This is a genomic window from Vibrio harveyi (genome assembly GCF_030060435.1).
GTDB classification, from domain to species: domain Bacteria; phylum Pseudomonadota; class Gammaproteobacteria; order Enterobacterales; family Vibrionaceae; genus Vibrio; species Vibrio harveyi.
Genome location: NZ_CP125875.1, coordinates 3,022,957 through 3,046,644, shown reverse-complemented (window position 1 = coordinate 3,046,644; position 23,688 = coordinate 3,022,957). Strand labels below are relative to the sequence as shown.

Sequence of the window (23,688 nt, the reverse complement as noted above, 5' to 3'; positions counted from 1 at the left end):
GAACTTAAAATCAGTTTTCCGAATTAAAGAATTTGCTTGGCGACCATAGCGATTTGGACCCACCTGACTTCCATTCCGAACTCAGAAGTGAAACGAATTAGCGCCGATGGTAGTGTGGGGCTTCCCCATGTGAGAGTAGGACATCGCCAGGCTTGTATTTTATTTTCACTTTTTATGAAAAAGTGAAGACAAAAACTTAGACTTTAGGTCTAACCAGTGCGGAGCGGTAGTTCAGTTGGTTAGAATACCGGCCTGTCACGCCGGGGGTCGCGGGTTCGAGTCCCGTCCGCTCCGCCACTTATTCAGACAAAGCCCTAGCAGAAATGCTAGGGCTTTTTCGTATCTGACAATTCAAATTCACCTATTGGTGTATGAACTCCGCTCGTGTGCGAGTTCAATTGCGTGCAAGCCCAGCCGCTCTGTCGCTTGTTTAGAAAAAACTTTTGTATTGGGTTGATATCTTCAGAGCCCAGTCCCTGCAGCATAGCGAACTCTGTGGGATAAAGGTCTTATTTCTCTTCTATCATTGGCTATTTTCTAAGCCTTAAAACTCTCCAAACGTAAGTGCTTACTTACTCTCATCGTTTTTCTAGTACTATCTTTGTTATATGAACAGTGACGTTGCGCTATTTAGTGCTGATCTAGATTTTATGTTCAAAATTAACTGTAACTAAAAAGCCCGTTACTTGTGTAACGGGCTTCGAATACTTATTTGAATGATGTATGCCTACAGTGAGATATATTTACTTTCTGCTACTTCCCATAATGCTTTAACCAAAGGGTTTTCCAGCTGGCTTCTAATGCAGCAAACACCGAGCTCGAATGGTTTGATAGGCAAAACTTTAAGCCTATTTATCTTCTCTCTTACAGGGCTGTTGTTGATTACCACATCCGGTGCAATACCGACTCCGCAGCCCAAGGCCACCATACTGACAATGGCTTCATGTCCTGCCACCTGTGCGTAGATATTTGGTTTAATCTTCATTTGCTTGAACCAAACATTCGCTCTTTCTCTTGCTGTGCCTGCTTCTGGGACAATAAAAGGGATCGTTGACCAATCCGGACTTTCTCTCTGCAGTTCTTCTGCAAAGCTGCTGACTCCAACTGGCGCTATCACCGATAGGGGAATCTCACTGATTGGTTCAAAGGAGACTTTAGATGGCAGTTGGTCTGGCTTAGCAGAGATCGCGATATCAGCCTCATCCGCCAATATTTTATCGATGGCTTGTGCTGGATCGCCGGTAGAGAGTTTGAATTCAATAAATGGATGCTGAATGCGGAATTCGGAAATAAGCTCTGGGAGATGGCTATAACTTGCCGTTACCGAGCAAAATAAACGTATCTCCCCTTTTAACTCGTCTTCCGTTCCTTTGACGTAACTTTGGTATTGCTGCCATTCCCCTAAGATCTTTAGTGCAACAGGTAATAGCTTCTTTCCTTGAACCGTTAACTCGACACTTCGGTTATCACGCAAGAACAGCTGTTGATGCGTTTCTTCTTCCAATTTCTGGATCTGCCGGCTTAGTGCAGAAGGGCTGATATGCATTGCCGCCGCTGTCTTAGCGAAGCTCTTACTATCACATAGATGAATGAATAACTGCAGGCTTTTGATGTTCATTAAATCTTCACTTCCATGTTGCATTAATTGCAATAAGTAATTGTGAATATATCACTTTCAGCAACAGAATGTCTGTTTTAGTATGAACTCATTCGGTAACACAAGTACCGACCTCTATGGAAGAATGTTAAGGAGCGCCCAGATGGCTAACTATTTCAATACCCTAAACTTGCGTGAGCAATTGGACCAACTTGGTCGTTGTCGCTTTATGGACCGCGAAGAATTCGCATCAGAAGCAGATTACCTAAAAGGTAAGAAAGTGGTCATCGTAGGTTGTGGTGCTCAAGGTCTTAACCAAGGTCTAAACATGCGCGATTCTGGTCTAGACGTTGCTTATGCGCTTCGCCAAGCGGCAATTGATGAGCAACGCCAGTCATTCAAAAACGCAAAAGACAACGGCTTTGAAGTGGGTAGCTACGAAACGCTAATTCCACAAGCTGACCTAGTCGTAAACCTTACTCCAGATAAGCAACACACAAACGTTGTTGAGACGGTAATGCCGTTGATGAAAGAAGGCGCAGCACTAGGCTACTCACACGGTTTCAACGTTGTTGAAGAAGGAATGCAAATCCGTAAAGACCTAACGGTAGTAATGGTTGCGCCTAAATGTCCGGGTACGGAAGTTCGTGAAGAATACAAGCGTGGCTTCGGTGTACCGACTCTTATCGCTGTTCATCCAGAGAATGACCCTAAAGGTGAAGGTTGGGATATCGCGAAAGCTTGGGCAGCAGCAACAGGTGGTCACCGTGCCGGCTGTCTAGAGTCTTCTTTTGTTGCTGAGGTGAAATCTGACCTAATGGGTGAGCAAACTATCCTTTGCGGCATGCTACAGGCTGGTTCTATCGTATGTTACGAGAAGATGATTGCTGATGGTATCGATCCAGGCTACGCAGGTAAGCTTCTTCAATACGGTTGGGAAACCATCACTGAAGCACTGAAGTTTGGTGGTATCACTCACATGATGGATCGTCTATCAAACCCAGCAAAAGTAAAAGCATTTGAGCTTTCTGAAGAGCTAAAAGAGCTGATGCGTCCGCTATACAACAAGCACATGGATGACATCATCACAGGTCACTTCTCTAGCACAATGATGGCTGACTGGGCAAACGACGATGCAAACCTACTAGGCTGGCGTGCAGAAACGGGTGAAACTGCTTTCGAAAACTACCCAGAAACTGACGTAGAAATCTCTGAGCAAGAGTACTTCGACAACGGTATCCTGATGGTTGCTATGGTTCGTGCTGGTGTTGAGCTAGCGTTCGAAGCAATGACAGCATCTGGCATTATCGATGAGTCTGCTTACTACGAGTCTCTACACGAGCTACCGCTGATCGCGAACACTATCGCACGTAAGCGTTTATACGAGATGAACGTGGTTATCTCAGACACTGCGGAATACGGTAACTACCTGTTCGCTAACGTAGCAACACCGCTTCTACGTGAGAAGTTTATGCCAGCAGTAAATACTGACGTAATTGGTAAGGGTCTAGGTGAAACTTCTAACCAAGTAGATAACGCGACTCTTATCGCTGTAAATGATGCTATCCGTAACCACCCAGTGGAGTACATTGGTGAAGAGCTACGTGGGTATATGACTGATATGAAGAACATCGCTGTAGGCGGCTAATTACTTGCCTTAAGGTTCCATTTCGGTGTCGAAGGTGCTCATTTACTATCGTAAACTCCGCGCCTTCTCCTAGAAATGAAACCTTAATTCAGCGCAATTCGTTTAAGGGACTAAAGCTCTTAGCTTCGAATATACAATCTGCGTAATTGCATTAAAGCAAAGCAGATAAGAACTCCAGACAGACTGGGGTCAATAAATACAACATAAAACACAACATCTAATTAAAAGGCTTGGTCGCCGTTGACCAAGCCTTTTTTGTTTTTATAAAGGTGAATTTTGTCCTTAAGAAGGCAAAATAGAAGCGAACCCCCGAATCCCAATAAACAAAAAGGGCTGATGTTCTCACATCAACCCTTATAATTTTCTTGTCGCTTTTCGCTTATTTATCAGCTAGCTTTTCTTCAAGCTCTGCCAATTTCTTTTCCATTTCTGTCAGCTTTTGACGAGTACGCAGCAGAACTTGAGTTTGTACGTCGAATTCTTCGCGGCTAACTACGTCTAGCTTGTTTAGCTGACCTTGGATTACTTGGCGAACTTTTTGATCAACATCCGCGCCTAGTTCTTTTACTGGCTGTGGCATTGATTCGTGAATTTGTTTAGCGATTTGCTCTAATTTCTTTGGGTCAAACATAGTGGCTAAAACTCCTTTTGATTTGCCCACATTCTATGTAAATGATACGGGAAAGTCGCCATTTAGATGGTAAAAAAGAGAGCAGCAATAAAAAAGGTCACCGAAGTGACCTTTTTCTTAGTGCTTTACGCTTACTTATTATCAGCTAATTCGCGATGAGCAGCTTTTGCTTCATCCACTCGAGCTAGCTTTTCTAAGTCTTTGTCTTCAACAAATACTGGCAGTGGCTTATGTTTCTCAGCTAGGTAGCTGTAAATCACAGGCAGTACGAATAGCGTAAACAGTGTACCGATTGCTAGACCGGCAACGATTACGATACCGATACTGAAACGCTGAGCTGCACCTGCGCCTGTTGCGTACATCAGTGGGATCAGACCTGCAATCATCGCCGCTGTTGTCATCAGGATTGGACGTAGACGAACTTTAGCCGCTTCCATTACCGCATCGATACGAGACAGTTTGTTGTGTAACTGCTCTTCTTTCGCTACTTCACAGATCAGGATACCGTGCTTGGTGATCAGACCAACTAGAGTAATCAAACCAACCTGCGAGTAGATGTTCATCGATGCCGTACCCCACGCCAGAGCAATCAATGCACCACATACCGCTAGCGGCACCGATACCATGATTACGATTGGATCGCGGATAGATTCAAACTGAATCGCCAGTACTAGGAAGATGATCGCCAGTGCTAAACCGAAAGTTGCGTATAGTGCGCTACCTTCCGTTACAAACTGACGAGCTTCACCCATATAGTCATGGTTGTAGCCTGATGGCAGTTTGTTTTGTGCTACGTCTTCGAACCAGTTGATTGCATCACCCATTGCTACGCCTGGAGCAGGTACTGCACCAACCGTTGCTGAGTTTAGCTGGTTGAAGTGAGGCAGTGAGCGAGGCTCTGCAACAACATCAATCGTGATTAAGCTTCCTAATGGTACCGCTTTACCGTCAACCGAACGCACGTAGTAGTTCTTCATCGACTCTGGGTTTAGACGCCATTTACGTTCAACCTGAGGGATAACCTCGTATGAACGACCATTTAGGTCGATACGGTTTACGTAACCGTCCGCCATCATAGTACTTAGCGTTACACCGATGTCTTGCATGGTCACACCGTAGGCACCGGCTTTGTCTTTGTCGATGCTGATCTTCATCGTTGCTGAATCGTAATTTAGATCCAGATCCGAGTAAACGAACATTGGACTGGTAGACACATCAGCTAGGATATCGCTTGCGATAGTAAACAAGCTCTCGAAGCTGTTTGGTGTGGTGATAACGAACTGAATTGGCAGACCTGAACCAGCACCAGGAAGCTCTGGCATCTGGAATGCGGTAACTGACATGCCTGGTACGTGAGCGACTAGTTCACCTACACGTTTGGTAATATCAGCTTGACTCGCTTCACGCTCACTCCAAGGTTTAAGAGTTGCTAGACCGAACGCTTGGTTTGAGTTTGGTACACCGTTAAACACCTGAGCGTATTCTACTTCTGGCTGATCAGACAGAATCTTGTTCACGTCATTCATGGTGTGTTCGATGTAGTCCAAGTTCGCGTTCGAAGGTGCTGTACCCATTAGTACTACTACGCCTTTATCTTCTGAAGGAGCCAATTCACTTGGAATAAACTTAAACAGAATTGGTAGCGTTGCGAACACGATGATCGCGAAAGCAATGATCACTGGGCGATGCGCCATAACAGCGGTCAGCATTTTCTCGTAGCGGTTGGTCATGCCATCCAATACGTGATGTACTTTTTGCTCAAACTTGCTTGGCTCTTCATTTGCCTTAAGCATTTTTGAACACATCATCGGCGACAAAGTCAGAGCGATGATACCAGACACAAATACCGCGCCAGCTAGGGTTAATGCGAACTCTTTAAATAGCGAGCCCGTGATACCGCCCATTAGTGCGATCGGCGCGTATACCGCACCTAGTGTCAGTGTCATTGCGATTACTGGCACAGCGATTTCACGAGTACCAATGATAGCGGCACGGAACGGCGATTCCCCTTCTTTGATGTGACGGTCGACGTTCTCAAGAACCACGATCGCGTCATCCACCACCAGACCGATGGCGAGTACCATTGCCAGAAGTGTCATCAAGTTCCACGAGAAGCCCATCGCCTGCATTACCATCGCAACACCAATCAATGATAGTGGGATAGTAACGATAGGGATGATTACCGCACGGAATGAACCAAGGAACAGAGTGATTACCACAAGTACGATAACTGCCGCTTCAAGAATGGTTTTCACAACTTCGTGAATAGATTCGTTGATGGCGATAGTTGAGTCGTACATCACGTTCATTTTGATGTTGCTTGGCAAGTTACGCTCTAATTGAGGTAAAAGTTTCAGCACATCTGCCGCGATGTTGATTGGGTTAGCACTTGGTGCCGCGTTGATCGCTGCAACTACAGCCTCTTGACCGTTCGCACTTGCGCGGTAAACGTCGTGGCTCTTCTCTAAGGTCACTTTCGCAATGTCGCCAAGACGAATGACGTCACCTTCACCAGTTTTAACAACCAGCGCTTCGAGTTCAGCAACGTTGGATACCTGAGTATCTGCGCTACCGTTGTAAAGTACGAATTCACCTGTCGCCTGACCGGTTGCCGACTGATAGTTATTGGCGTTTAGTACCGTCATCACGTCGGTTGCTGTCAGCTTAAGTGCGCCCATTTTCGCTGGATCTAGCCATACGCGTAGCGCGTATTTCATACCACCGTATAGGTCAACTTTCGATACACCATTTACCGTAAATAGCTGCGGGTTGATTACACGCTCAAGATAGTCGGTGATCTGGCTAGAAGACAACTCGTCACTGGTGAAACCGATGTACAGTACCGCGGTAGTCGAGCCAGTCGACATCGTTACTGTTGGGTCTTCCGCTTCTTTTGGAAGCTGTGAGCGAACGGAGTTGGTTTTTGCCAGAATGTCAGACAGCGCCGCATTCGGGTCGGTGTTCAACTTCATGTTTACGGTAATGGTAGACGTACCAAGCACCGAGGATGAAGTCATATAGTCGATATTATCGGCCTGCGCTACCGCTTGCTCCAAAGGCTGGGTAATAAAGCCTTGGATCAGGTCGGCACTCGCACCGTAATAACTGGTGGTTACAGTAACCACCGTGTTTGTCATTTCAGGGTATTCACGAACTTGCATCTTGAATACGGCTTGCAAACCAAGCAACGCAATCAAAAAGCTGATCGATACCGCTAAAACTGGACGTTTAATAAAAACATCAGTAAAGCGCATGATGCCTCCAATTAAAGCATTGGTGTTTCAGCAGGTGGTGTCAGTGCTGCATCTTCAACGATAGTCACTTTCGCGTGGTTACTTAGACGGATTTGACCCGATGTGACCACGACGTCACCTGGTTTCACGCCTTCTAGGATATGCGCGATGTCTTTAGTACGCTCACCCACTTTCACAACGTGCTGTTTAACGCGTTTTTCACCGTCTTCTTCAGTCACGATGTAGACGTTGTCGCCGTAAAGCGTAAACGTGATAGCCGTTTGTGGCAGCGTTACTTGGTTCTCTAGCTTAGGCAGAATGATGTTTGCACGCGCGAACATACCGCTGCGAAGTTTGCCATCGCTGTTAGGAATGTCGGCTTGAACTTGGATCAGACCACTTTGAACGTTAACTGCTGGTTCAATCGCTGAGATAGAACCTTTGAAAGGCTTATCAGGGTAAGCATCAACAAAGATGTCCACTTCTTGGTCTAGCATGATGCGAGAGATGTCCGTTTGAGGAACAGTGAAACGTAGACGCATCACGCTGGTGTCTTCAAGACGAACGATATCGGTACCTGCTTGTAGGTACTGACCAAGATAAACATTACGAATACCAACCACGCCAGCAAAAGGCGCTTTGATTTCACGGCGGTCAATGGTCGCTTTCAAGCTTTCGATGTCCGCTTTAAGTGAGAAGTAGTTTGCTTCAGCTTCGTCGTACGCTTCTTTAGAGATAGAGCCTTTTTTGAAAAGACCTTGGTAGCGTTTGTACTTAGCTTGAGCTGCTGGCAGTTTTGCTTGTGAGCTCTTAAGATTTGCTTTTTCTACCTCAGAGTCCAGAAGAACCAAAGGTTGGCCTTCTTCAACTTGAGTACCAGAGTCGAAAGAGATCTTATCGATCACGCCGCTGGTTTCGTTCGCAACAGTGACACCTTGGTTAGGTTCAATGAAGCCGATTGCCTCGATAACAGGAACCCAATCAACCGCTTTTACTTCTGTTACGGTTACTGGGAATTCTGGTTCCGGACGATTCGCCATGTATTCAGCAATTTTCTGTTGCTTGAATAAATTGAAACCTATCACGCTCCCGAATAGGAGAATCGCGATAAGCAACATAAAGAAAGTCCACTTTTTCATTCTATTAAGAACTCCAAGTTAGTGTTTAATAATTGCATCCCAGCTAGCTTCAACGGCTGCTTCCAGCGCGTCTTCATCCAACTGATAAAATCCCAAAGCATGTTTTCTAGCAAGCGCAACACTAGCTTCGAAACTCAACCCTGAAAGAATCTCGTTATCTAGGAGTTTGAATACCCCTTCCGCCTTACCTTGATCGAAAAGACGATCTACTTGGGCAAACATTTGCCTTTCAAGTTCCCGAGTTCCTTTACGATTTGTACAAGGTAGTGATTCATATTGGACACGGTTGCTTAAGGTGTCTAAATTTGAACCAGCAAGGTGCCAAATATTGAGCCACATGGTGCGGTAACGCTCTTTCAGAGGCATATCGTCATGAACATCCGCTTGAACGGCGTCCGCAATACGTTTGGTAACAGTAAGGCGAACCTCTTCCAAAAGATGTTCTTTATCTGAGAAATATCGGTAAATCGTGCCCGCTGCGACACCTGCTTCAGTTGCGAGCTTTTGCATGGAAAGACCATGAAAGCCCGACTCAGCGATTAAGCGTTCGGCAGCTGCAATGATTTGCTCGTATTTATCTCCAGTAGTGTTATTGGTCATAACCCCACCACCCAATGAATGAACGTTCATTCATTATAGCGTAAAGAGTGGTCGCTTATGCAACAAAATGTTGCAACTCTCTGTGTAAAAATTACGTGAAAATGACCGTAGCTTTCACACACTCACCCCTTTATCATAGGCGCCACTATTTCCACCCGCAGAGAATTTTTATGAAGCTGAACCCAAGACAAGACGAAGCCGTTAAGTACGTATCAGGCCCATGCTTGGTACTTGCGGGTGCTGGCTCGGGTAAAACTCGTGTAATTACCAATAAAATTGCTTATTTGGTTCAGCAGTGTGGCTACAAGGCGCGTAATATTGCTGCGGTGACCTTTACCAACAAAGCTGCACGTGAGATGAAAGAGCGTGTAGGGCAGACATTAGGCAAAGCTGAATCGAAAGGCTTGATGGTCTCGACGTTCCATACCTTGGGGCTAAACATCATCAAGCGCGAGTACAAGCACCTTGGTTTGAAAGCGGGCTTTTCTTTATTTGATGATCAAGATCAGCTAGCGCTGCTTAAAGAGCTGACAGAAAAGCAGCTAGATGGCGACAAAGATCTGCTGCGTCAGTTGCTAAGTTGTATTTCCAACTGGAAGAACGACATGCTGACGCCGGAGCAAGCCAAAGCGTTGGCTCAAGGTGAGCAACAACAACTGTTTGCTTTCTGTTTTGAGATGTATCAGAAGCAAATGAAGGCGTACAACGCGCTCGACTTTGATGACCTGATTTCTCTGCCAGTGCAATTGCTACGTAACAATGAAGAAGTGCGTCAACGTTGGCAGAACCGCATTCGTTACTTATTGGTGGATGAGTATCAAGACACCAACACCAGTCAATACGATTTGGTGAAGTTAATCGTTGGTGAGCGCGGTCGTTTGACCGTAGTAGGTGACGATGACCAGTCTATTTATTCATGGCGTGGTGCTAAGCCGCAGAACCTTGTGTTACTTGGTGAAGACTATCCTAACCTGCGTTTGATCAAGTTGGAGCAAAACTACCGTTCGACGAGTCGCATTCTGCGCGCAGCTAACATCTTGATTGCGAATAACCCGCACGTGTATGAGAAATCGCTGTTCTCGGAAATTCCTGACGGTGAAAAACTCAAAGTGTTGCTGGCGAAGAACGAAGAGCACGAAGCGGAGCGCGTAACGGGTGAGTTGATTGCGCACAAGTTCCTAAACCGCACCGAATATAAAGATTATGCGATTCTATATCGAGGTAATCACCAATCGCGTTTGATTGAAAAATCACTGATGCAAAACCGCGTGCCATACAAGCTATCTGGCGGCACATCGTTCTTTGCTCGTGCCGAGATTAAAGACATCATGGCTTACCTGCGCGTGTTGGTGAACCCAGATGATGACAACGCGTTCCTACGTATCGTGAATACACCGCGTCGTGAAATCGGTCCGGTCACACTAGAGAAGTTAGGCAGCTATGCCAACATGCGTGGTAAAAGTCTGTTTGAAGTCAGCTTTGAAATGGGATTGGAGCAGCACCTTACAGGCCGAGGTTTGGAAAACCTGCGTCGTTTTACACAGTGGTTAGTTGCGATTGCCGATCAAGCAGAGCGTGGTGATACCGTTGAAGCGGTACGTTCACTTGTACGTGATATTCATTATGAAGACTGGCTGTATGAAACGTCAGCAAGCCCGAAAGCGGCGGAAATGCGCATGAAGAACGTTTCTGATCTTTACTCGTGGATTGTTGCTGACTTAGAAGGTGATAACTACGACCAAGAAGAAAAGACGTTAAAAGAGGTGGTTCAGCGTCTTACTCTGCGCGACATGATGGAACGTGGTGAGGAAGATGAAGACAGTGATGCGGTGCAATTGATGACACTACATGCGTCGAAAGGCCTCGAGTTCCCATTTGTTTACTTGATTGGTTCGGAAGAGGGTATTTTGCCACACCAAACCAGTATTGATGAAGACAACGTCGAAGAAGAGCGTCGATTGATGTACGTAGGTATTACGCGTGCACAGCGCGAGCTGACTTTTACCATGTGTAAAGAGCGCCGACAGTTTGGTGAATTGATCAAGCCGACCCAAAGCCGTTTTCTCGATGAGCTGCCATTTGATGACGTTGAATGGGAAGCAAACAAAAAGCCAGTATCAGCGGAAGAGCGTATGGCGAAAGGTCAGGCACATATTGCCAATATCCGTGCAATGTTTAAAAAGTAGTCACGGACGGTTCTAATTTGTCAAAAATAAAAAGGCTTGCCACGCGGCAAGCCTTTTTCATTGATGTCTTTATTATAGACCTTCAATCATGTGGTCGATGGCTGCGATGATTTCGTCATCAGAACAGTCCATACACGTACCTTTAGCTGGCATCGCGTTGAAGCCTTGGATTGCGTGGTTGGTCAGTACGTCTTTGCCTTGTGCAATACGAGGTGCCCAATCGCCAGCATCACCAGTTTTTGGTGCACCGTTCACGCCAGATGAGTGACAAGCAATACAGAAGGTACCGTAAACTGCCGCGCCATCACGTGGACCAGTTGGTTCTGCTTTTACTGGTTCCGCACCTGCAAGGTAAACATCACCGACAGGTTTGATGCGTTCTGCGATCGCATCGTATTCAGTTTGGCTGATGTCAGAAGCTAAAGCTGCCGTAGAGAAAGTTAAGGCAGCGAACAAAACGCTAATCATTCGTCGAGACATATCCATTAAACCCACTTCACATTCCGAGGTAAGTGACTTACCTATTTATATAGTTAGAGTATTTAGAGCTGTTGGATAAAGTTTTAGGTGATTGCTTCTATAGTGAGCAAAAAACCTTATCTAACAGTCTAGAGTGATTGAACAACCAAGTTGCAGCTGTTAAATCAATGTAAATAATGGGTGATTATATCCCGATAACTTGTTGCAATAAACAACAAGTTATCCATGACAGGGCGTGAATCACATCAAAAATTCACTTTAAAGGCAGATAACTGTCGAAAAAGAGACCAAACGAGAAAAAAAGTAAAAAAAGTACTAGACGGCATAGTGTGATATCCGTATTATTCCTCTCCGCCGATGGGGCATGCGCCCGTAGCTCAGTTGGATAGAGCGTTGGCCTCCGGAGCCAAAGGTCGAAGGTTCGAATCCTTTCGGGCGTGCCATTCCGGAATACAAATTAAAGGCACGAACAATAGTGGTGGCTATAGCTCAGTTGGTAGAGCCCTGGATTGTGATTCCGGTGGTCGCGAGTTCGAATCTCGTTAGCCACCCCATTATTTCGGTAACTCATTAAATTAGTGAAGTTTCCAGTTTTGATTCAAATATCCCAAGAGTCGAAACAAAATTCGTCGGTGAATAGCGCAGCTTGGTAGCGCATCTGGTTTGGGACCAGAGGGTCGGGGGTTCGAATCCCTCTTCACCGACCACTATTTAGTTTATGGCTATAATAGAGCGATAAACAGCAAAATTGATGGTGGCTATAGCTCAGTTGGTAGAGCCCTGGATTGTGATTCCGGTGGTCGCGAGTTCGAATCTCGTTAGCCACCCCATTAATTTAGGTGACTTCTTAGTTGAAGTATCCTGTCTGATTTGAGAGAATCAGAAAATACAGTTCGGTGAATAGCGCAGCTTGGTAGCGCATCTGGTTTGGGACCAGAGGGTCGGGGGTTCGAATCCCTCTTCACCGACCACTATTTAAAGCCTCAGTCGAAAGACTGGGGCTTTTTTACATTTGAAATTTAGAATGTTGGAACCTGAGGGACGTGGGCTGGAACGCCAGTCCGCAGGGAGCCCTGCCGCGTCGAATTTCTTCACCGACCACTATTAGAAAGTCTGATTTTTAGCAGGCTTTCGTTGTTTTAGAGCTTATGATCTCACTTGGACTAGATGAGTCGGCAATATTTCAATGGATTTGAACCCATATGGGGTTCGCCTGAAGTTAGAATATGGCTCTTCATCGACCGCTATTTAAAGCCTCAGTCGAAAGATTGGGGCTTTTTTGTATTTCTCACCCTAAAAAATCTGCATTCCATTTCAATATCAGTAAACATGTACAGCTCTGGAAGGTTTTGGTCACCTATGATCTAAATGCGATTCGAGCTGATAAAAGAAACCCCAGCACGTTGGCTGGGGTTATGTGTTTCTTGAATTAAGCGCTTTACTGAGCGAGCGTTTTTAGGATTTCATTCAGCTCAACCGTCTCTCGCACTTGATAGTTGGGTTTGATATCGGTTGTATTTTCCGTACCTGTTGCGTTTACCCACACGCTCAGAATACCCATATTGTTGGCACCCGCAATGTCTGCTGGTAGAGAGTCGCCAATATGAATCACCTCTTCTGGCTTTGCATCCACAAGGTTGAGTGCTTTGCGGAAAATGCTGGCTGCTGGCTTCTCTTCTGGCTCTTCCCCACCGACGATAATGTGATCAACCCATTCGCTCATTTGTGTTGCTTTGAGTTTTGGGTGCTGTGAGAAGATTGGACCGTTAGTGATCACCACTAATTTGTAGTGTTGACGTAGCTCGGTCAGCATCTCTTTTACGCTAGGGAAGAAGTCAAAAGCCCCCATGCGAGCCGAGTCAAAATAGCTCTGCGCCTGTTGAGCCTTTTCTGTATCAATCTCTATACTTTGCTCTGCCAAGATGGCCTGAATTAAACCGCAGCGGAAGGCATTTTCATCTGGCAGTAGAGCAATAAGTTGAGGAAATTCGTTATTGAGCTTTTTGTATACGCCTTGCAAGTAGCGCTGAACAAAAGCAGTTGAATCGGCGACTTGCGGGTAATTTTGAGCAATCCAAGCAGCAAATTCTTGTCCTGCCACTTTATCGGCTTGAGATGTGCCGCATAACGTTTCGTCCATATCAAAAAATATCGCTTTAAGCACAGGGGCTCCTTCATTCACTACTCGATGTTGGAGCTTGATTATCGCTGATCTCACTCAAAATGACAGTGGAAAGCGTAAAACTGATGGCTGAACTTCTCTTTTCCCCCACCAAAGCTCCCAGTTCGGAGAGTGTTTTAAATCCATAGAAAATTAGCTTAATCACAAAATCGCATAACAGACGCATAACTTGGGGTAGGTGACAGATTTCATTTGTTTTGCTGAACTGCTCACGTTTTCGCCTTTGTTTACTAGAGTGAATTTTGGCTTTTTATGTATGCAGACTATTTTGTTAGTAACATTTTATGTCGAAATATCCCAATAAGAACGGAATATTGTTTGGTTAATGTTAATAATGACGCGTGAATAATAGGGATACTATCAATAGTGACTTTATGCGTAATTTTAGAGCATTTTTCTGTTTTTATTGGTGCGTATCGCACAAAAATGGGGTGTTATGAAAATGGTTAAATACTTGTTAATGCATTTCTATTCGCTCATTGTGCGTGTAAATAATGTTTTTTCGGCGGAATATACTTTAATTGTTGCTTTTTTGTGTGATTTTTGCCAAATTGTCTCCGCATTAAGATTTCAGAGTATTATTCTGAATTTGAACGGATTCATTCAGGTGATGAATGGCGCTTTTATTGCGCGATTCGATACCACAGACAAGGCAGTAGAGGTCTGAAATGTCACTATTAGAGGTGAAAAACCTTCGTATTGAATATCCATCCCGTCACGGTGTCCATGCGGCCGTGAAATCGCTTTCTTTTCATATCGATCGTGGCGAAATTGTGGGTGTTGTTGGCGAATCAGGTGCGGGTAAATCCACCGTTGGTAACGCCGTTATTGATTTGCTTAGTCCTCCGGGACGTGTTGCTAGTGGCGACGTGTACCTTGATGGGGAGAAAATTTCTGGTTTAACACCGGAAGCGATGCGTAAGGTTCGCGGCTCTAAGATTGGCTTTATCTTCCAAGATCCAATGACCTCACTTAACCCTCTATTTACGGTTGAGCAGCAATTGAAAGAGACCATTCACGCCAACATGAAGGTGTCGGATGAAGAGGCGTATCAACGTGCGCTTTCTCTAATGCAGCAGGTTGGCATTCCTCAACCTGAAAACCGTCTTAAGCAGTATCCGCATCAATTTTCTGGCGGTATGCGTCAGCGTGTGGTTATTGCTATCGCTTTGGCTGGTGAGCCAGACCTTATCATTGCCGATGAGCCAACGACAGCGCTCGATGTATCTATTCAAGACCAAATCCTAAACCTTATCCGCGAACTGTGTATCAAGAACAACGTAGGTTGTATGTTGGTTACGCACGACATGGGCGTGGTTTCAAACGTGACTGACCGTGTGGCGGTTATGTACCGTGGCGATTTGGTGGAGTTTGGTCCTACAGCTAAGGTATTGGGCGACCCTGATCACCCATATACGCGCAGCTTGATTTCTGCCGTTCCGCGTTCTGATGTAAAGCTCGATCGTTTCCCATTGGTGAGCTACATCGAAGAAGCGACAGAGTTACAAGAGCTAGACATTAAGAATCACTGGTTGGGTCAAAGCCAAGACCAACGTGAGTACACAGGTCCTTTATTGGATGTGAAGAACGTTAACCTGCGTTTTGTAACCAAAGATTCATTGTTTGAAAGCCGCCGTGAATACGTGCAAGCATCAAACAATGTTAGCTTTGAAGTGCATGAAGGTGAGACGTTTGGTTTGGTGGGTGAATCTGGTTCAGGTAAATCGACCATCGCACGTGTGATTGCTGGTTTGTATGAACCAAACTCAGGTCAAGTAAGCTTTGAAGGCATTGACCTGACGGCGCTTAAATCGGAAAAAGCACGCCGCCCATTGCGTCGTCAGATGCAGATGGTTTTCCAAAACCCATATACCTCAATGAACCCGCGAATGAAGATTTTTGACATCATCGCGGAGCCAATTCGTTTCCATAAGCTAACGAAAAATGAAGCGGAAACGCGCCAGATTGTGAATGACCTACTTGATCACGTAGGTTTAGGCAAAATGGCAGGTGTGAAATACCCTCATGAATTCTCCGGTGGTCAGCGTCAGCGTATCTCAATTGCGCGTGCGCTGGCGACCCGCCCTCGATTACTGATTTGTGATGAACCAACATCTGCGTTGGATGTATCGGTACAGGCACAAATTCTAAACTTGCTGAAAGATCTGCAAAGTGAACTGAATCTCACCATGCTGTTTATTAGTCACGACTTACCGGTTATTCGTCAGATGTGTGACCGAGTAGGTGTGATGCAGATGGGTACGCTACTGGAAGTGGCTCCGACAGAGCAATTGTTTACTGCTCCTCAGCATGAATACAGTAAGAAACTGATTTCTCTGATGCCTGAATTCACAGGTTTGAGAGAAGAAATCAAAACGGCATAAACCAAGTTTTTCGCTTGGCTGACCATCAAGGTCAACAAACCTTAGTCATAACAAAGACGCAAACACAACAAGGGATTCGAATTCCCGCATGAAGGAGTTATGCAAATGAAAACCATGAAAAGCAAGTTAGCAGTGGCGCTAATGGCAGCAGGTCTAAGCTTTAACGCATTGGCAGCAGATATCAAAGTTGGCTATGCAGCTGACCCAGTATCTCTAGACCCGCACGAGCAGCTATCAGGTGGTACGCTGCAAATGTCACACATGGTATTTGACCCTCTAGTTCGTTTCACACAGGACATGGACTTTGAACCTCGCCTAGCGGAAAGCTGGGAGCGTATCAATGATACGACGGTTCGTTTCAAACTTCGTCAAGGCGTTAAGTTCCACTCAGGCAACGACATGACAGCGGATGACGTTGTGTGGACTTTCGAACGTCTACAAAGCTCTCCAGACTTCAAAGCTATCTTTGACCCGTACGAAAAAATCGTGAAAGTGGATGATTACACGGTTGATCTAGTGACTAAAGGGCCTTACCCGCTAGTGCTACAAACAGCAACGTACATCTTCCCAATGGACAGCAAGTTCTACACGGGTAAAACCGAAGATGGTAAAGACAAGTCTGAGCTAGTGAAGCATGGTAACTCATTTGCATCAACACACGTTTCTGGTACTGGTCCGTTTATCGTGACGGCTCGTGAGCAGGGCGTAAAAGTAGAATTCGAACGTTTCAAAGATTACTGGGATAAAGAGTCGAAAGGTAACGTAGACAAACTGACGTTACTTCCGATCAAAGAAGACGCGACTCGTGTTGCAGCACTGCTTTCTGGCGGTGTTGATATGATCCACCCAGTAGCGCCAAACGATCACAAACGTGTGAAAGACGCAAAAGGTATCGATCTAGTAACACTACCTGGTACGCGTATCATCACGTTCCAAATGAACCAAAGCAACAACGAAGCACTGAAAGACGTTCGCGTGCGCCAAGCGATTGTTCACGCAATCAATAACGAAGGCATCGTGAAAAAAATCATGAAAGGCTTCGCAACAGCTGCTGGTCAGCAAAGCCCGGCAGGCTACGTTGGTCATGATGACAAGCTGGTTCCTCGCTACGATCTTAAGAAAGCAAAACAGCTGATGAAAGAAGCGGGTTACGAGAATGGCTTTACGCTAACGATGATTGCACCAAACAACCGCTATGTGAACGATGCGAAAGTGGCACAAGCGGCGGCGGCAATGCTGTCTAAGATCGGCATCAAGGTTGACCTGAAGACTATGCCTAAAGCGCAATACTGGCCTGAGTTCGACAAGTGTGCGGCAGACATGTTGATGATCGGTTGGCACTCAGATACAGAAGATTCAGCAAACTTCAACGAGTTCCTAACCATGACACGTAACGAAGAGACAGGTCGTGGTCAGTACAACTGTGGTCATTACTCTAACCCAGAAATGGACAAAGTGGTTGAAGCGGCAAACGTAGAAACGGATCCAGCTAAACGTGCAGAAATGCTGAAAGGCGTTGAAGCAACGTTGTACAACGACGCTGCATTCGTACCGCTACACTGGCAAAGTGAAGCCTGGGGCGCGAAGTCTAACGTGAAAGCTGCAGACATCGTTAACCCAATGGTAATGCCTTACTTCGGTGACCTAGTGGTTGAATAATCACGGTTAGTCGATGTTGAGGAGGGATGGATGTCCCTCCTCAACTCTACGTACTCGGCTCAGTTTTGTTTCAGTCGGACTGAGTTGTTTTTAGACTGAATTTTCTCTCTGAATAGAGATCTATGGATAGTTAAGGGGCAAGGAATGTTTTCGTTTCTGGTCAAGCGCCTGTTTCAGGCACTGATAGTGATGTTTGTGATCAGTTTGGTGGCGTTTGCCATTCAGGATAACCTGGGTGACCCGCTACGTGAGCTTGTAGGTCAGTCGGTTTCAGAAGCGGAGCGTCAAGCGCTGCGTGACGAACTGGGCCTGAACGATCCCTTTATCACAAAGTACACTCGCTTTGTGAGCAATGCGCTGCAAGGTGATTTAGGTACGTCTTACTTCTTCAAGCGACCTGCAGTTGAGGTCATCCTCGATAAGCTGGTGGCTACATTAGAGCTCGTGTTTGGTGCGACGCTCATTATCATTGTTTTCTCTATACCGCTTGGGGTGTACTCAGCGATACATCCGAAGAGTATTTTTACAAAATTCGTTATGGCGATGAGTAGTGTCGGCATCTCGATTCCGGTGTTCTTAACCGCAATCATGTTGATGTACGTCTTCTCCATAGAACTCGGTTGGCTACCTTCCTTTGGACGGGGTGAAACGTCTAATATACTCGGATGGGAGTCTGGCTTCTTTACCATCGATGGTATTAAGCACCTGATCCTGCCGTGTATTGCACTCGCATCTATCATGCTGCCGTTGTTCATCCGTTTGGTGCGTTCAGAAATGCTGGAAGTACTGAGCTCTGAGTACATTAAGTTCGCCAAAGCGAAAGGCTTGAACTTACAAAAGATTTATTACCAACATGCACTTAAAAACACCATGCTACCTGTATTGACGGTTGGTGGTGTGCAAATTGGTACCATGGTGGCATACACCATTCTGACAGAAACCGTGTTCCAATGGCCGGGTACTGGCTTTCTTTTCCTAGAGGCAATCAACCGTGTAGATACACCGTTGATCACTGCCTACGTTATCTTTGTTGGTCTGATCTTCGTGGTAACTAATACCATCGTTGACTTGCTGTACGGCATCATCAACCCAACTGTGAACCTAACTGGAAAAGGAGCTTAATCATGAGCCAATCAAATGTAACACCAGCTCCTGCTGCCGCACCGTCAGCCTGGCAGCGTTTCAAAGAGTCGGACTTCTTGTATTACTTCAAGCGCGACAAAGTTGCGATGGCAAGTTTTACCGTCTTCATGATGTTTTTAGTCTTGGCTGTAGCAGCACCGATTCTAGCTCCAACTGACCCATACGATTTGACGTCTATCGACATCATGGACTCAGAGCTACCTCCATCTTGGATGGAAGATGGCGATGAGCGTTTCGTATTGGGCACTGATGAGCAAGGTCGTGATATTTTGTCGACCATTCTTTACGGCTCTCGTTTATCTTTGACGATCGGCTTCCTCGCGGTTGGTCTTCAGCTTATGCTGGGTATCATCATTGGTTTGTCAGCAGGTTACTTTGGTGGTCGTATTGATAGTTTCTTGATGCGTTTTGCTGACGTTCAGCTGTCGTTCTCGACCATGATGGTTGCGATCATCGTGTCAGCTATCTTTAAAGCCAGCTTTGGCAGTGATTTTTACAGCCAATACGCGGTAGTCATGCTTGTCGTGATTATTGGTGTGGCGGAGTGGCCGCAATATGCACGTACCATTCGTGCTTCAGTACTGGCTGAGAAGAAGAAAGAATACGTAGAAGCGGCACGAGTGATGGGCTTTAAAGCACCGCGAATCATGTTCCGTCACATTCTTCCGAACTGCCTATCACCAATCTTGGTTATCTCGACGGTACAGGTAGCAAACGCAATCATGTCAGAAGCGGCATTGTCATTCCTTGGTCTAGGTTTGCCAGTAGACCAGCCATCATTGGGTGCACTAATCAGTATTGGTTTTAACTACATCTTCTCTGGTGCGTGGTGGATTACCGCCTTCCCAGGAATCGTGCTAGTGACATTGGTACTGGTGATTAACCTACTGGGTGACTGGTTACGTGACGTGTTCAACCCGAAAATCTACAAGGGTTAATGACGCGATAAAATCGACGTATTATTTGCCTATTTAATAAATTTCTTTCTAAACTGAGAGCCGGATGCAATTCCGGCTCTTTTTTTGCTTATCACTTTTTATGCATGTTTTATTGACGCTCTGTCGCGATAATTTCATCACCTACTGTTTAGAGTGAAGCTATGGAAATGAAAAAGGCACTACATTCCTCCCGTATCGTCCAATCTGGCTTGAGCCTTGGGCTGCTGGTGGCGTGCGCTCAATTTTCGACTCCGGTTTTGGCGAGTGAATTTCTTTGCCAAGCCTCTCAGGCCAGCAATAAAGAATTGCCTGTGCTTGAGCAATCTTGCCCGATCGGTAAAGGGCTATGGGGAAAGAAAGTGCCGCAAGGAGGCAATGATTTCTTCTGGATCCAGTGTGGTCTATTGCCAAAACCGATGTCTTTAGCCAAAGCAAAGCCGATTTACGGCAAAATCACCACCGATGTTTGGATGAAGCCAGAACAAAAAGGCTATCGTTGCCTCATTGGTCCTTATACGGAATTTGCTAAAGCATCTCAGGACTTGCAACGAGTCAAAACCTTGTCGACCTATAAAGAAGCATTTATTCGTGTGGTTGGTAAAGGTGGCACAGTCCCTGCGAAACAGACTAAGCCAATGACCAAGCCAGTGGAAAAACCTGTAACACCTGTCGTACCAGCTGCTACTCGTGCTAATACGGACGCATTTAAGACAAAAGATGCGCCTGCGAAAGTTGCGCCAAAGCCAAAGTCGCCAGAACCAGTTGCCGCTAAGCCAGCTAAAATGACCAAGCCAGCTCAACCAACTATCAAGAATGACAACGTTGAAGTGCGTTTGAAAACGGTACTGAAGGGCAAGACATTTGTGGTGCCGTATTTAATCGAGAACAACAACCAGTTCTACATGGAACATGGAAAACCATGGAATCGTCTTAGCTACTCAAGCTCAATGAAAGTTTGCCAACAGCTAGGAATGCACTTAGCAACTGCGTCAGAGTTTAAAACATTGCGCGATTCTGGCGTGATGGAGAAGAACAAGTGGCCTTTGCAGTTACCTTACTGGGGTAAAGATAAAAAGGGCTTGTTTGCTGACCGAGAGCCAAATCAGCTAACGGGCACCTCGTTGCTTAACGTGATTTGCGTGAAGTAAAAAATGGATTAAAAAAGCCCCGCAAGAGCGGGGCTTCGTGTTTATGAGCTTCTAGTTATCACTTTTCAAAACTAAAGATAATGCGTTCTGCTTCATCAGTACGCTCTGGAGTGGCTTCGATAGTGTAAAGCCCCGCAGGAATTGCTGCTGAATGATCTAAAGGCATGAAATCGATGTAACAAGAGCCTTCAGCATCTCTATATTGTGGTTGGCTGCTGAAGTAGTTGTCAGCACTGTAGCTGTCACCGTGAACTTGGATACGACCGTAGTCGAGATAGATATCTTTTAGGATTTCACAAGTTTTTGCATTACGACCATAGATTGAAGCTGAAGTGTATGGACTGCCTTGGTAATCAAATTGTTGAACGATGCCAGAAACTTTCAGTTCAGTTACCACAATATCATTTGCGCCTTCTTCAGATGGCATCGCAATGAATGTTTCACGGTCTACCCAATTAGCATCTTCTTGAGATTCGCTAACGTCGTTGTTAAGCGCTTCTTCGACATATTGAGCATTTGTGTGGTAAGAATACAGCTCGGTTGATTTTTCATCGCCTTCTTCATCTGTGAATGACACGAGGAAATGCTCGTCGTCATCAAAAGAGTGTTGTTTGATGACATCCAATGTCATTTTCATACCATCTTCTTGGGAGATAATTTTGCCATCAACGATTGTGTATGGGACACCTTCTGTAAACTCTGACATGTCTGTGTCACAAGTTGATAGATTGTCGCTATCTCGATCGTTCCAGTACATCGTTTTCGTGTTCACATCTAGGTAGATTGAGTCACACCATCCTTTAGCGAAGTTAGTACCATTGTGACCAATTTCTACGAAATGTAGGAACTTACCTTCTAGCGGATGTCCTGCAGGAGGAGGTGTTACGTCATCTGCTGGTTGAACGTTTGGCAGTGTGATCGTTACGTATTCAGAAATTACGGCATCGTCAGCATCTGGGTTTACACCTGCCGCAATCACGAATGAACCGTTTTTCGTTGCACTAGTTGGTGTGCCAGAAAGCGTCAGTGTGCCGTTGTTATCAACATTGACTTTTAGACCCGGAACGGTTGTTGCGTACTCATCTTCTTCTGTACCAGCGTAGTATTCGATTGCACCTGACGTGTGCTGAGCTTCAAAGACTTCAGTAATATTGAAATCTGCATCAACAGCTTCACCAACTTTTAGTGTTGTTAGCTGTACTGTGATTTCTTGTTGAAGTTCTGCAAGATCACCGCGATCAATTTCAATCGATGCTTCAGGTTGTTTTTCAATGTCATCTAGCTCGAAGACTTTGTAAGTCGTATTGATACCGTCAAATGCAGAGATCGTGATTGTTTGACCTTCAGGGTAAACGCGAGATGGCTTACCTGTGATTTTCAGCTCAGTCTGACCTTGTGTTTCTACAAGTTCAAGTACTAAGCCATCAACAGATGTGTATGCTTTAAATGCAAGCTTTTCGTCGTCAGAGAACAAGTTGTCAATACGGAATTGTTCATTCTGAACTTCAACACCTTGGTATAGCTCAATACTGTCAATCCACTCTTCGATTGTATCAGCGGCTTCTGTGTTGATTGTTGGCGCTGGATTTTCAACGTTTACTTGTAGGTCGAAAGCGGTTGTTACAGCACCAAAGGACTTATCTTGTTCTTGTGAGTTGTAGTCAGTTGCCGTTAGCTTGATTTGGTAAGCAGGACGAACTGGAGTTAGCTCACCTGAAATCGTTAACTTGCCACCATTGATAGCCGTAGTTGTTAGATTTTTGACCACAGAACCATCAAGTGTGATGACGCTTACTGTGATGTCGATGTTTTTGTTATCGTCATCTTCAAAAAGGGCAAGATCGCCAGCAGCAAGAGGCAGTTCTAAATTGATTGAGTGGCTATCAAGAGGCTTCAGTTCTGTATTGATAGCTTTTACAACGCTCTCATTTGCAAATAACTTGCTGTTGATAACGGGTTCGCTAACTACGCCATTGTTGACTTCAATAACTGGTTTGAAGTTTGGATCATCTAGTTTGTCTGCGTTGTTTTTATCATTAACGACGTCAGTTGCTTTATTGGCAATTGCAATAGCGGTTTCTGCAGAGTAGCTGTCTTTTGCTTGTGCTTTAGACTCGGTTAGAATCTGAGCCGTTTTATGTAAAGCGGTATTGTTAGCGGCGATTACATCAGTAAATGCAGTATCACCCTCGATACCTAATGTCTCATTTACTTTGTTTTTCGCTGCTTGGATTTTTTCTGGTGTTGGGTTAGCACCAGCTTGGATTGCAACAAGGTCAGTCAGCGGAGAGATAACTTTCTCACCCGGAAGTGTACGGAATACAACCTCATGAGCCATAGCTTGGGTTGGGTTGTCCATATCAACCGTGTATGTGCCAGCAAAAAGTTGTGGATCGCGAGCAATCAGTTCAGCTTGAACAGTACCACCCGGAATAATGGTTTGAATCGCAAGGTTCTTTTCAGCAGAGTATTGTTTGTCTGTTAGCGTCACCTTACCCTCATCATTGGTTAGACCAATAATTGGGTCGTTGCTATCTAGCTTTCCATTGTTGTTTACATCTTCAAAAACGACTGCTTCTTTGAAGTAGCCATCAAAGCCTGTAATCACTACACCAGAGTTGTTGTTGCTTGAACCACTATCTGAACCACCACAACCGGTTAGCGCGATAGCCACTGACGCTGCTAGTAAACTCACCTTATTCATTGTTTATTTGTCCTTG

General features: G+C 45.4%; 15 protein-coding genes, 6 tRNA genes and 1 rRNA gene. 14 read left to right on the top strand and 8 right to left on the bottom strand.

Annotated elements, in window-relative coordinates:
* Positions 1-35: 35 nt before the first annotated feature.
* A 5S ribosomal RNA gene (rrf, locus tag QMY49_RS14390) occupies positions 36-152 on the top strand.
* 68 nt (positions 153-220) lie between these two features.
* Positions 221-297, top strand: a tRNA-Asp gene (locus QMY49_RS14385).
* 430 nt (positions 298-727) lie between these two features.
* On the opposite strand, the gene ilvY is transcribed toward QMY49_RS14385, so the two are convergent.
* On the bottom strand, positions 728-1,618 hold the full coding sequence (ilvY, locus tag QMY49_RS14380; RefSeq protein WP_283312126.1) for an HTH-type transcriptional activator IlvY: 891 nt from the start codon (positions 1,616-1,618) through the stop codon (positions 728-730).
* 142 nt (positions 1,619-1,760) lie between these two features.
* Here ilvY and ilvC point away from each other — a divergent pair, with 142 nt between their 5' ends.
* Entirely contained in the window at positions 1,761-3,245 is a 1,485-nt protein-coding gene (gene ilvC / locus QMY49_RS14375) for a ketol-acid reductoisomerase (protein WP_005446356.1), read from the top strand.
* 379 nt (positions 3,246-3,624) lie between these two features.
* Here ilvC and ubiK read toward each other — a convergent pair whose 3' ends face one another.
* The 4 genes from ubiK to QMY49_RS14355 form a co-directional block, all read right to left on the bottom strand.
* On the bottom strand, positions 3,625-3,876 hold the full coding sequence (gene ubiK, locus QMY49_RS14370) for a ubiquinone biosynthesis accessory factor UbiK (protein ID WP_005427244.1): 252 nt from the start codon (positions 3,874-3,876) through the stop codon (positions 3,625-3,627).
* 131 nt (positions 3,877-4,007) lie between these two features.
* Complete coding sequence (gene vmeD, locus QMY49_RS14365; RefSeq protein WP_005446354.1) at positions 4,008-7,130, bottom strand: multidrug efflux RND transporter permease subunit VmeD; 3,123 nt, start codon at positions 7,128-7,130, stop codon at positions 4,008-4,010.
* Between the two features lie 11 nt (positions 7,131-7,141).
* On the bottom strand, positions 7,142-8,248 hold the full coding sequence (vmeC, locus tag QMY49_RS14360; RefSeq protein WP_005446353.1) for a multidrug efflux RND transporter periplasmic adaptor subunit VmeC: 1,107 nt from the start codon (positions 8,246-8,248) through the stop codon (positions 7,142-7,144).
* 18 nt (positions 8,249-8,266) lie between these two features.
* Positions 8,267-8,848 (bottom strand): TetR/AcrR family transcriptional regulator, encoded by a 582-nt coding sequence (locus QMY49_RS14355; protein WP_005446352.1) that lies wholly within the window; start codon positions 8,846-8,848, stop codon positions 8,267-8,269.
* A gap of 170 nt (positions 8,849-9,018) precedes the next feature.
* On the opposite strand from QMY49_RS14355, the gene rep reads away from it, so the two are divergent.
* Positions 9,019-11,034, top strand: coding sequence for a DNA helicase Rep (gene rep, locus QMY49_RS14350; protein WP_009703181.1), 2,016 nt, complete (start codon positions 9,019-9,021; stop codon positions 11,032-11,034).
* A 72-nt stretch (positions 11,035-11,106) separates the two neighbouring features.
* On the opposite strand, the gene QMY49_RS14345 is transcribed toward rep, so the two are convergent.
* Positions 11,107-11,520, bottom strand: a complete 414-nt coding sequence (locus tag QMY49_RS14345; protein WP_005446350.1) for a c-type cytochrome — start codon at positions 11,518-11,520, stop codon at positions 11,107-11,109.
* Positions 11,521-11,880: 360 nt separating this feature from the next.
* Between QMY49_RS14345 and QMY49_RS14340 the strand changes: the two genes are divergently transcribed.
* The 5 genes from QMY49_RS14340 to QMY49_RS14320 all read left to right on the top strand — a co-directional run bounded on the left by QMY49_RS14340 (position 11,881) and on the right by QMY49_RS14320 (position 12,485).
* Positions 11,881-11,957 (top strand) — tRNA-Arg (locus QMY49_RS14340).
* A 35-nt stretch (positions 11,958-11,992) separates the two neighbouring features.
* Positions 11,993-12,068, top strand: a tRNA-His gene (locus QMY49_RS14335).
* A 76-nt stretch (positions 12,069-12,144) separates the two neighbouring features.
* Positions 12,145-12,221: transfer RNA gene (locus tag QMY49_RS14330), tRNA-Pro, on the top strand.
* Positions 12,222-12,268: 47 nt separating this feature from the next.
* A tRNA-His gene (locus QMY49_RS14325) sits at positions 12,269-12,344 on the top strand.
* Positions 12,345-12,408: 64 nt separating this feature from the next.
* Positions 12,409-12,485: transfer RNA gene (locus tag QMY49_RS14320), tRNA-Pro, on the top strand.
* A 467-nt stretch (positions 12,486-12,952) separates the two neighbouring features.
* Here QMY49_RS14320 and QMY49_RS14315 read toward each other — a convergent pair.
* Complete coding sequence (locus QMY49_RS14315; RefSeq protein WP_283312121.1) at positions 12,953-13,678, bottom strand: HAD family hydrolase; 726 nt, start codon at positions 13,676-13,678, stop codon at positions 12,953-12,955.
* A gap of 686 nt (positions 13,679-14,364) precedes the next feature.
* Here QMY49_RS14315 and QMY49_RS14310 point away from each other — a divergent pair.
* The 5 genes from QMY49_RS14310 to QMY49_RS14290 all read left to right on the top strand — a co-directional run bounded on the left by QMY49_RS14310 (position 14,365) and on the right by QMY49_RS14290 (position 20,968).
* Complete coding sequence (locus tag QMY49_RS14310; RefSeq protein WP_005446346.1) at positions 14,365-16,080, top strand: ABC transporter ATP-binding protein; 1,716 nt, start codon at positions 14,365-14,367, stop codon at positions 16,078-16,080.
* A 105-nt stretch (positions 16,081-16,185) separates the two neighbouring features.
* Positions 16,186-17,739 carry an ABC transporter substrate-binding protein gene (locus QMY49_RS14305; protein WP_005446344.1) on the top strand — a complete coding sequence of 518 codons (1,554 nt, stop codon included), beginning with the start codon at positions 16,186-16,188 and terminating at the stop codon, positions 17,737-17,739.
* Positions 17,740-17,883: 144 nt separating this feature from the next.
* Positions 17,884-18,861 (top strand): ABC transporter permease, encoded by a 978-nt coding sequence (locus QMY49_RS14300; protein ID WP_005446342.1) that lies wholly within the window; start codon positions 17,884-17,886, stop codon positions 18,859-18,861.
* Positions 18,862-18,863: 2 nt separating this feature from the next.
* Positions 18,864-19,820, top strand: a complete 957-nt coding sequence (locus tag QMY49_RS14295) for an ABC transporter permease (protein WP_005446340.1) — start codon at positions 18,864-18,866, stop codon at positions 19,818-19,820.
* Positions 19,821-19,981: 161 nt separating this feature from the next.
* Positions 19,982-20,968: an SPOR domain-containing protein gene (locus QMY49_RS14290; RefSeq protein WP_053052793.1), complete on the top strand. Its 987-nt coding sequence runs from the start codon at positions 19,982-19,984 to the stop codon at positions 20,966-20,968.
* Positions 20,969-21,026: 58 nt separating this feature from the next.
* On the opposite strand, the gene QMY49_RS14285 is transcribed toward QMY49_RS14290, so the two are convergent.
* Entirely contained in the window at positions 21,027-23,672 is a 2,646-nt protein-coding gene (locus QMY49_RS14285; RefSeq protein ID WP_283312117.1) for a hypothetical protein, read from the bottom strand.
* Positions 23,673-23,688 lie beyond the last annotated feature (16 nt).

Coding starts and splice junctions, on each gene's coding strand:
- ilvY (WP_283312126.1), bottom strand. CDS start 1,618: ATGAACATCAAAAGCCTGCAGTTATTCATTCATCTATGTGATAGTAAG.
- ilvC (WP_005446356.1), top strand. CDS start 1,761: ATGGCTAACTATTTCAATACCCTAAACTTGCGTGAGCAATTGGACCAA.
- ubiK (WP_005427244.1), bottom strand. CDS start 3,876: ATGTTTGACCCAAAGAAATTAGAGCAAATCGCTAAACAAATTCACGAA.
- vmeD (WP_005446354.1), bottom strand. CDS start 7,130: ATGCGCTTTACTGATGTTTTTATTAAACGTCCAGTTTTAGCGGTATCG.
- vmeC (WP_005446353.1), bottom strand. CDS start 8,248: ATGAAAAAGTGGACTTTCTTTATGTTGCTTATCGCGATTCTCCTATTC.
- QMY49_RS14355 (WP_005446352.1), bottom strand. CDS start 8,848: ATGACCAATAACACTACTGGAGATAAATACGAGCAAATCATTGCAGCT.
- rep (WP_009703181.1), top strand. CDS start 9,019: ATGAAGCTGAACCCAAGACAAGACGAAGCCGTTAAGTACGTATCAGGC.
- QMY49_RS14345 (WP_005446350.1), bottom strand. CDS start 11,520: ATGGATATGTCTCGACGAATGATTAGCGTTTTGTTCGCTGCCTTAACT.
- QMY49_RS14310 (WP_005446346.1), top strand. CDS start 14,365: ATGTCACTATTAGAGGTGAAAAACCTTCGTATTGAATATCCATCCCGT.
- QMY49_RS14305 (WP_005446344.1), top strand. CDS start 16,186: ATGAAAACCATGAAAAGCAAGTTAGCAGTGGCGCTAATGGCAGCAGGT.
- QMY49_RS14300 (WP_005446342.1), top strand. CDS start 17,884: ATGTTTTCGTTTCTGGTCAAGCGCCTGTTTCAGGCACTGATAGTGATG.
- QMY49_RS14295 (WP_005446340.1), top strand. CDS start 18,864: ATGAGCCAATCAAATGTAACACCAGCTCCTGCTGCCGCACCGTCAGCC.
- QMY49_RS14290 (WP_053052793.1), top strand. CDS start 19,982: ATGGAAATGAAAAAGGCACTACATTCCTCCCGTATCGTCCAATCTGGC.
- QMY49_RS14285 (WP_283312117.1), bottom strand. CDS start 23,672: ATGAATAAGGTGAGTTTACTAGCAGCGTCAGTGGCTATCGCGCTAACC.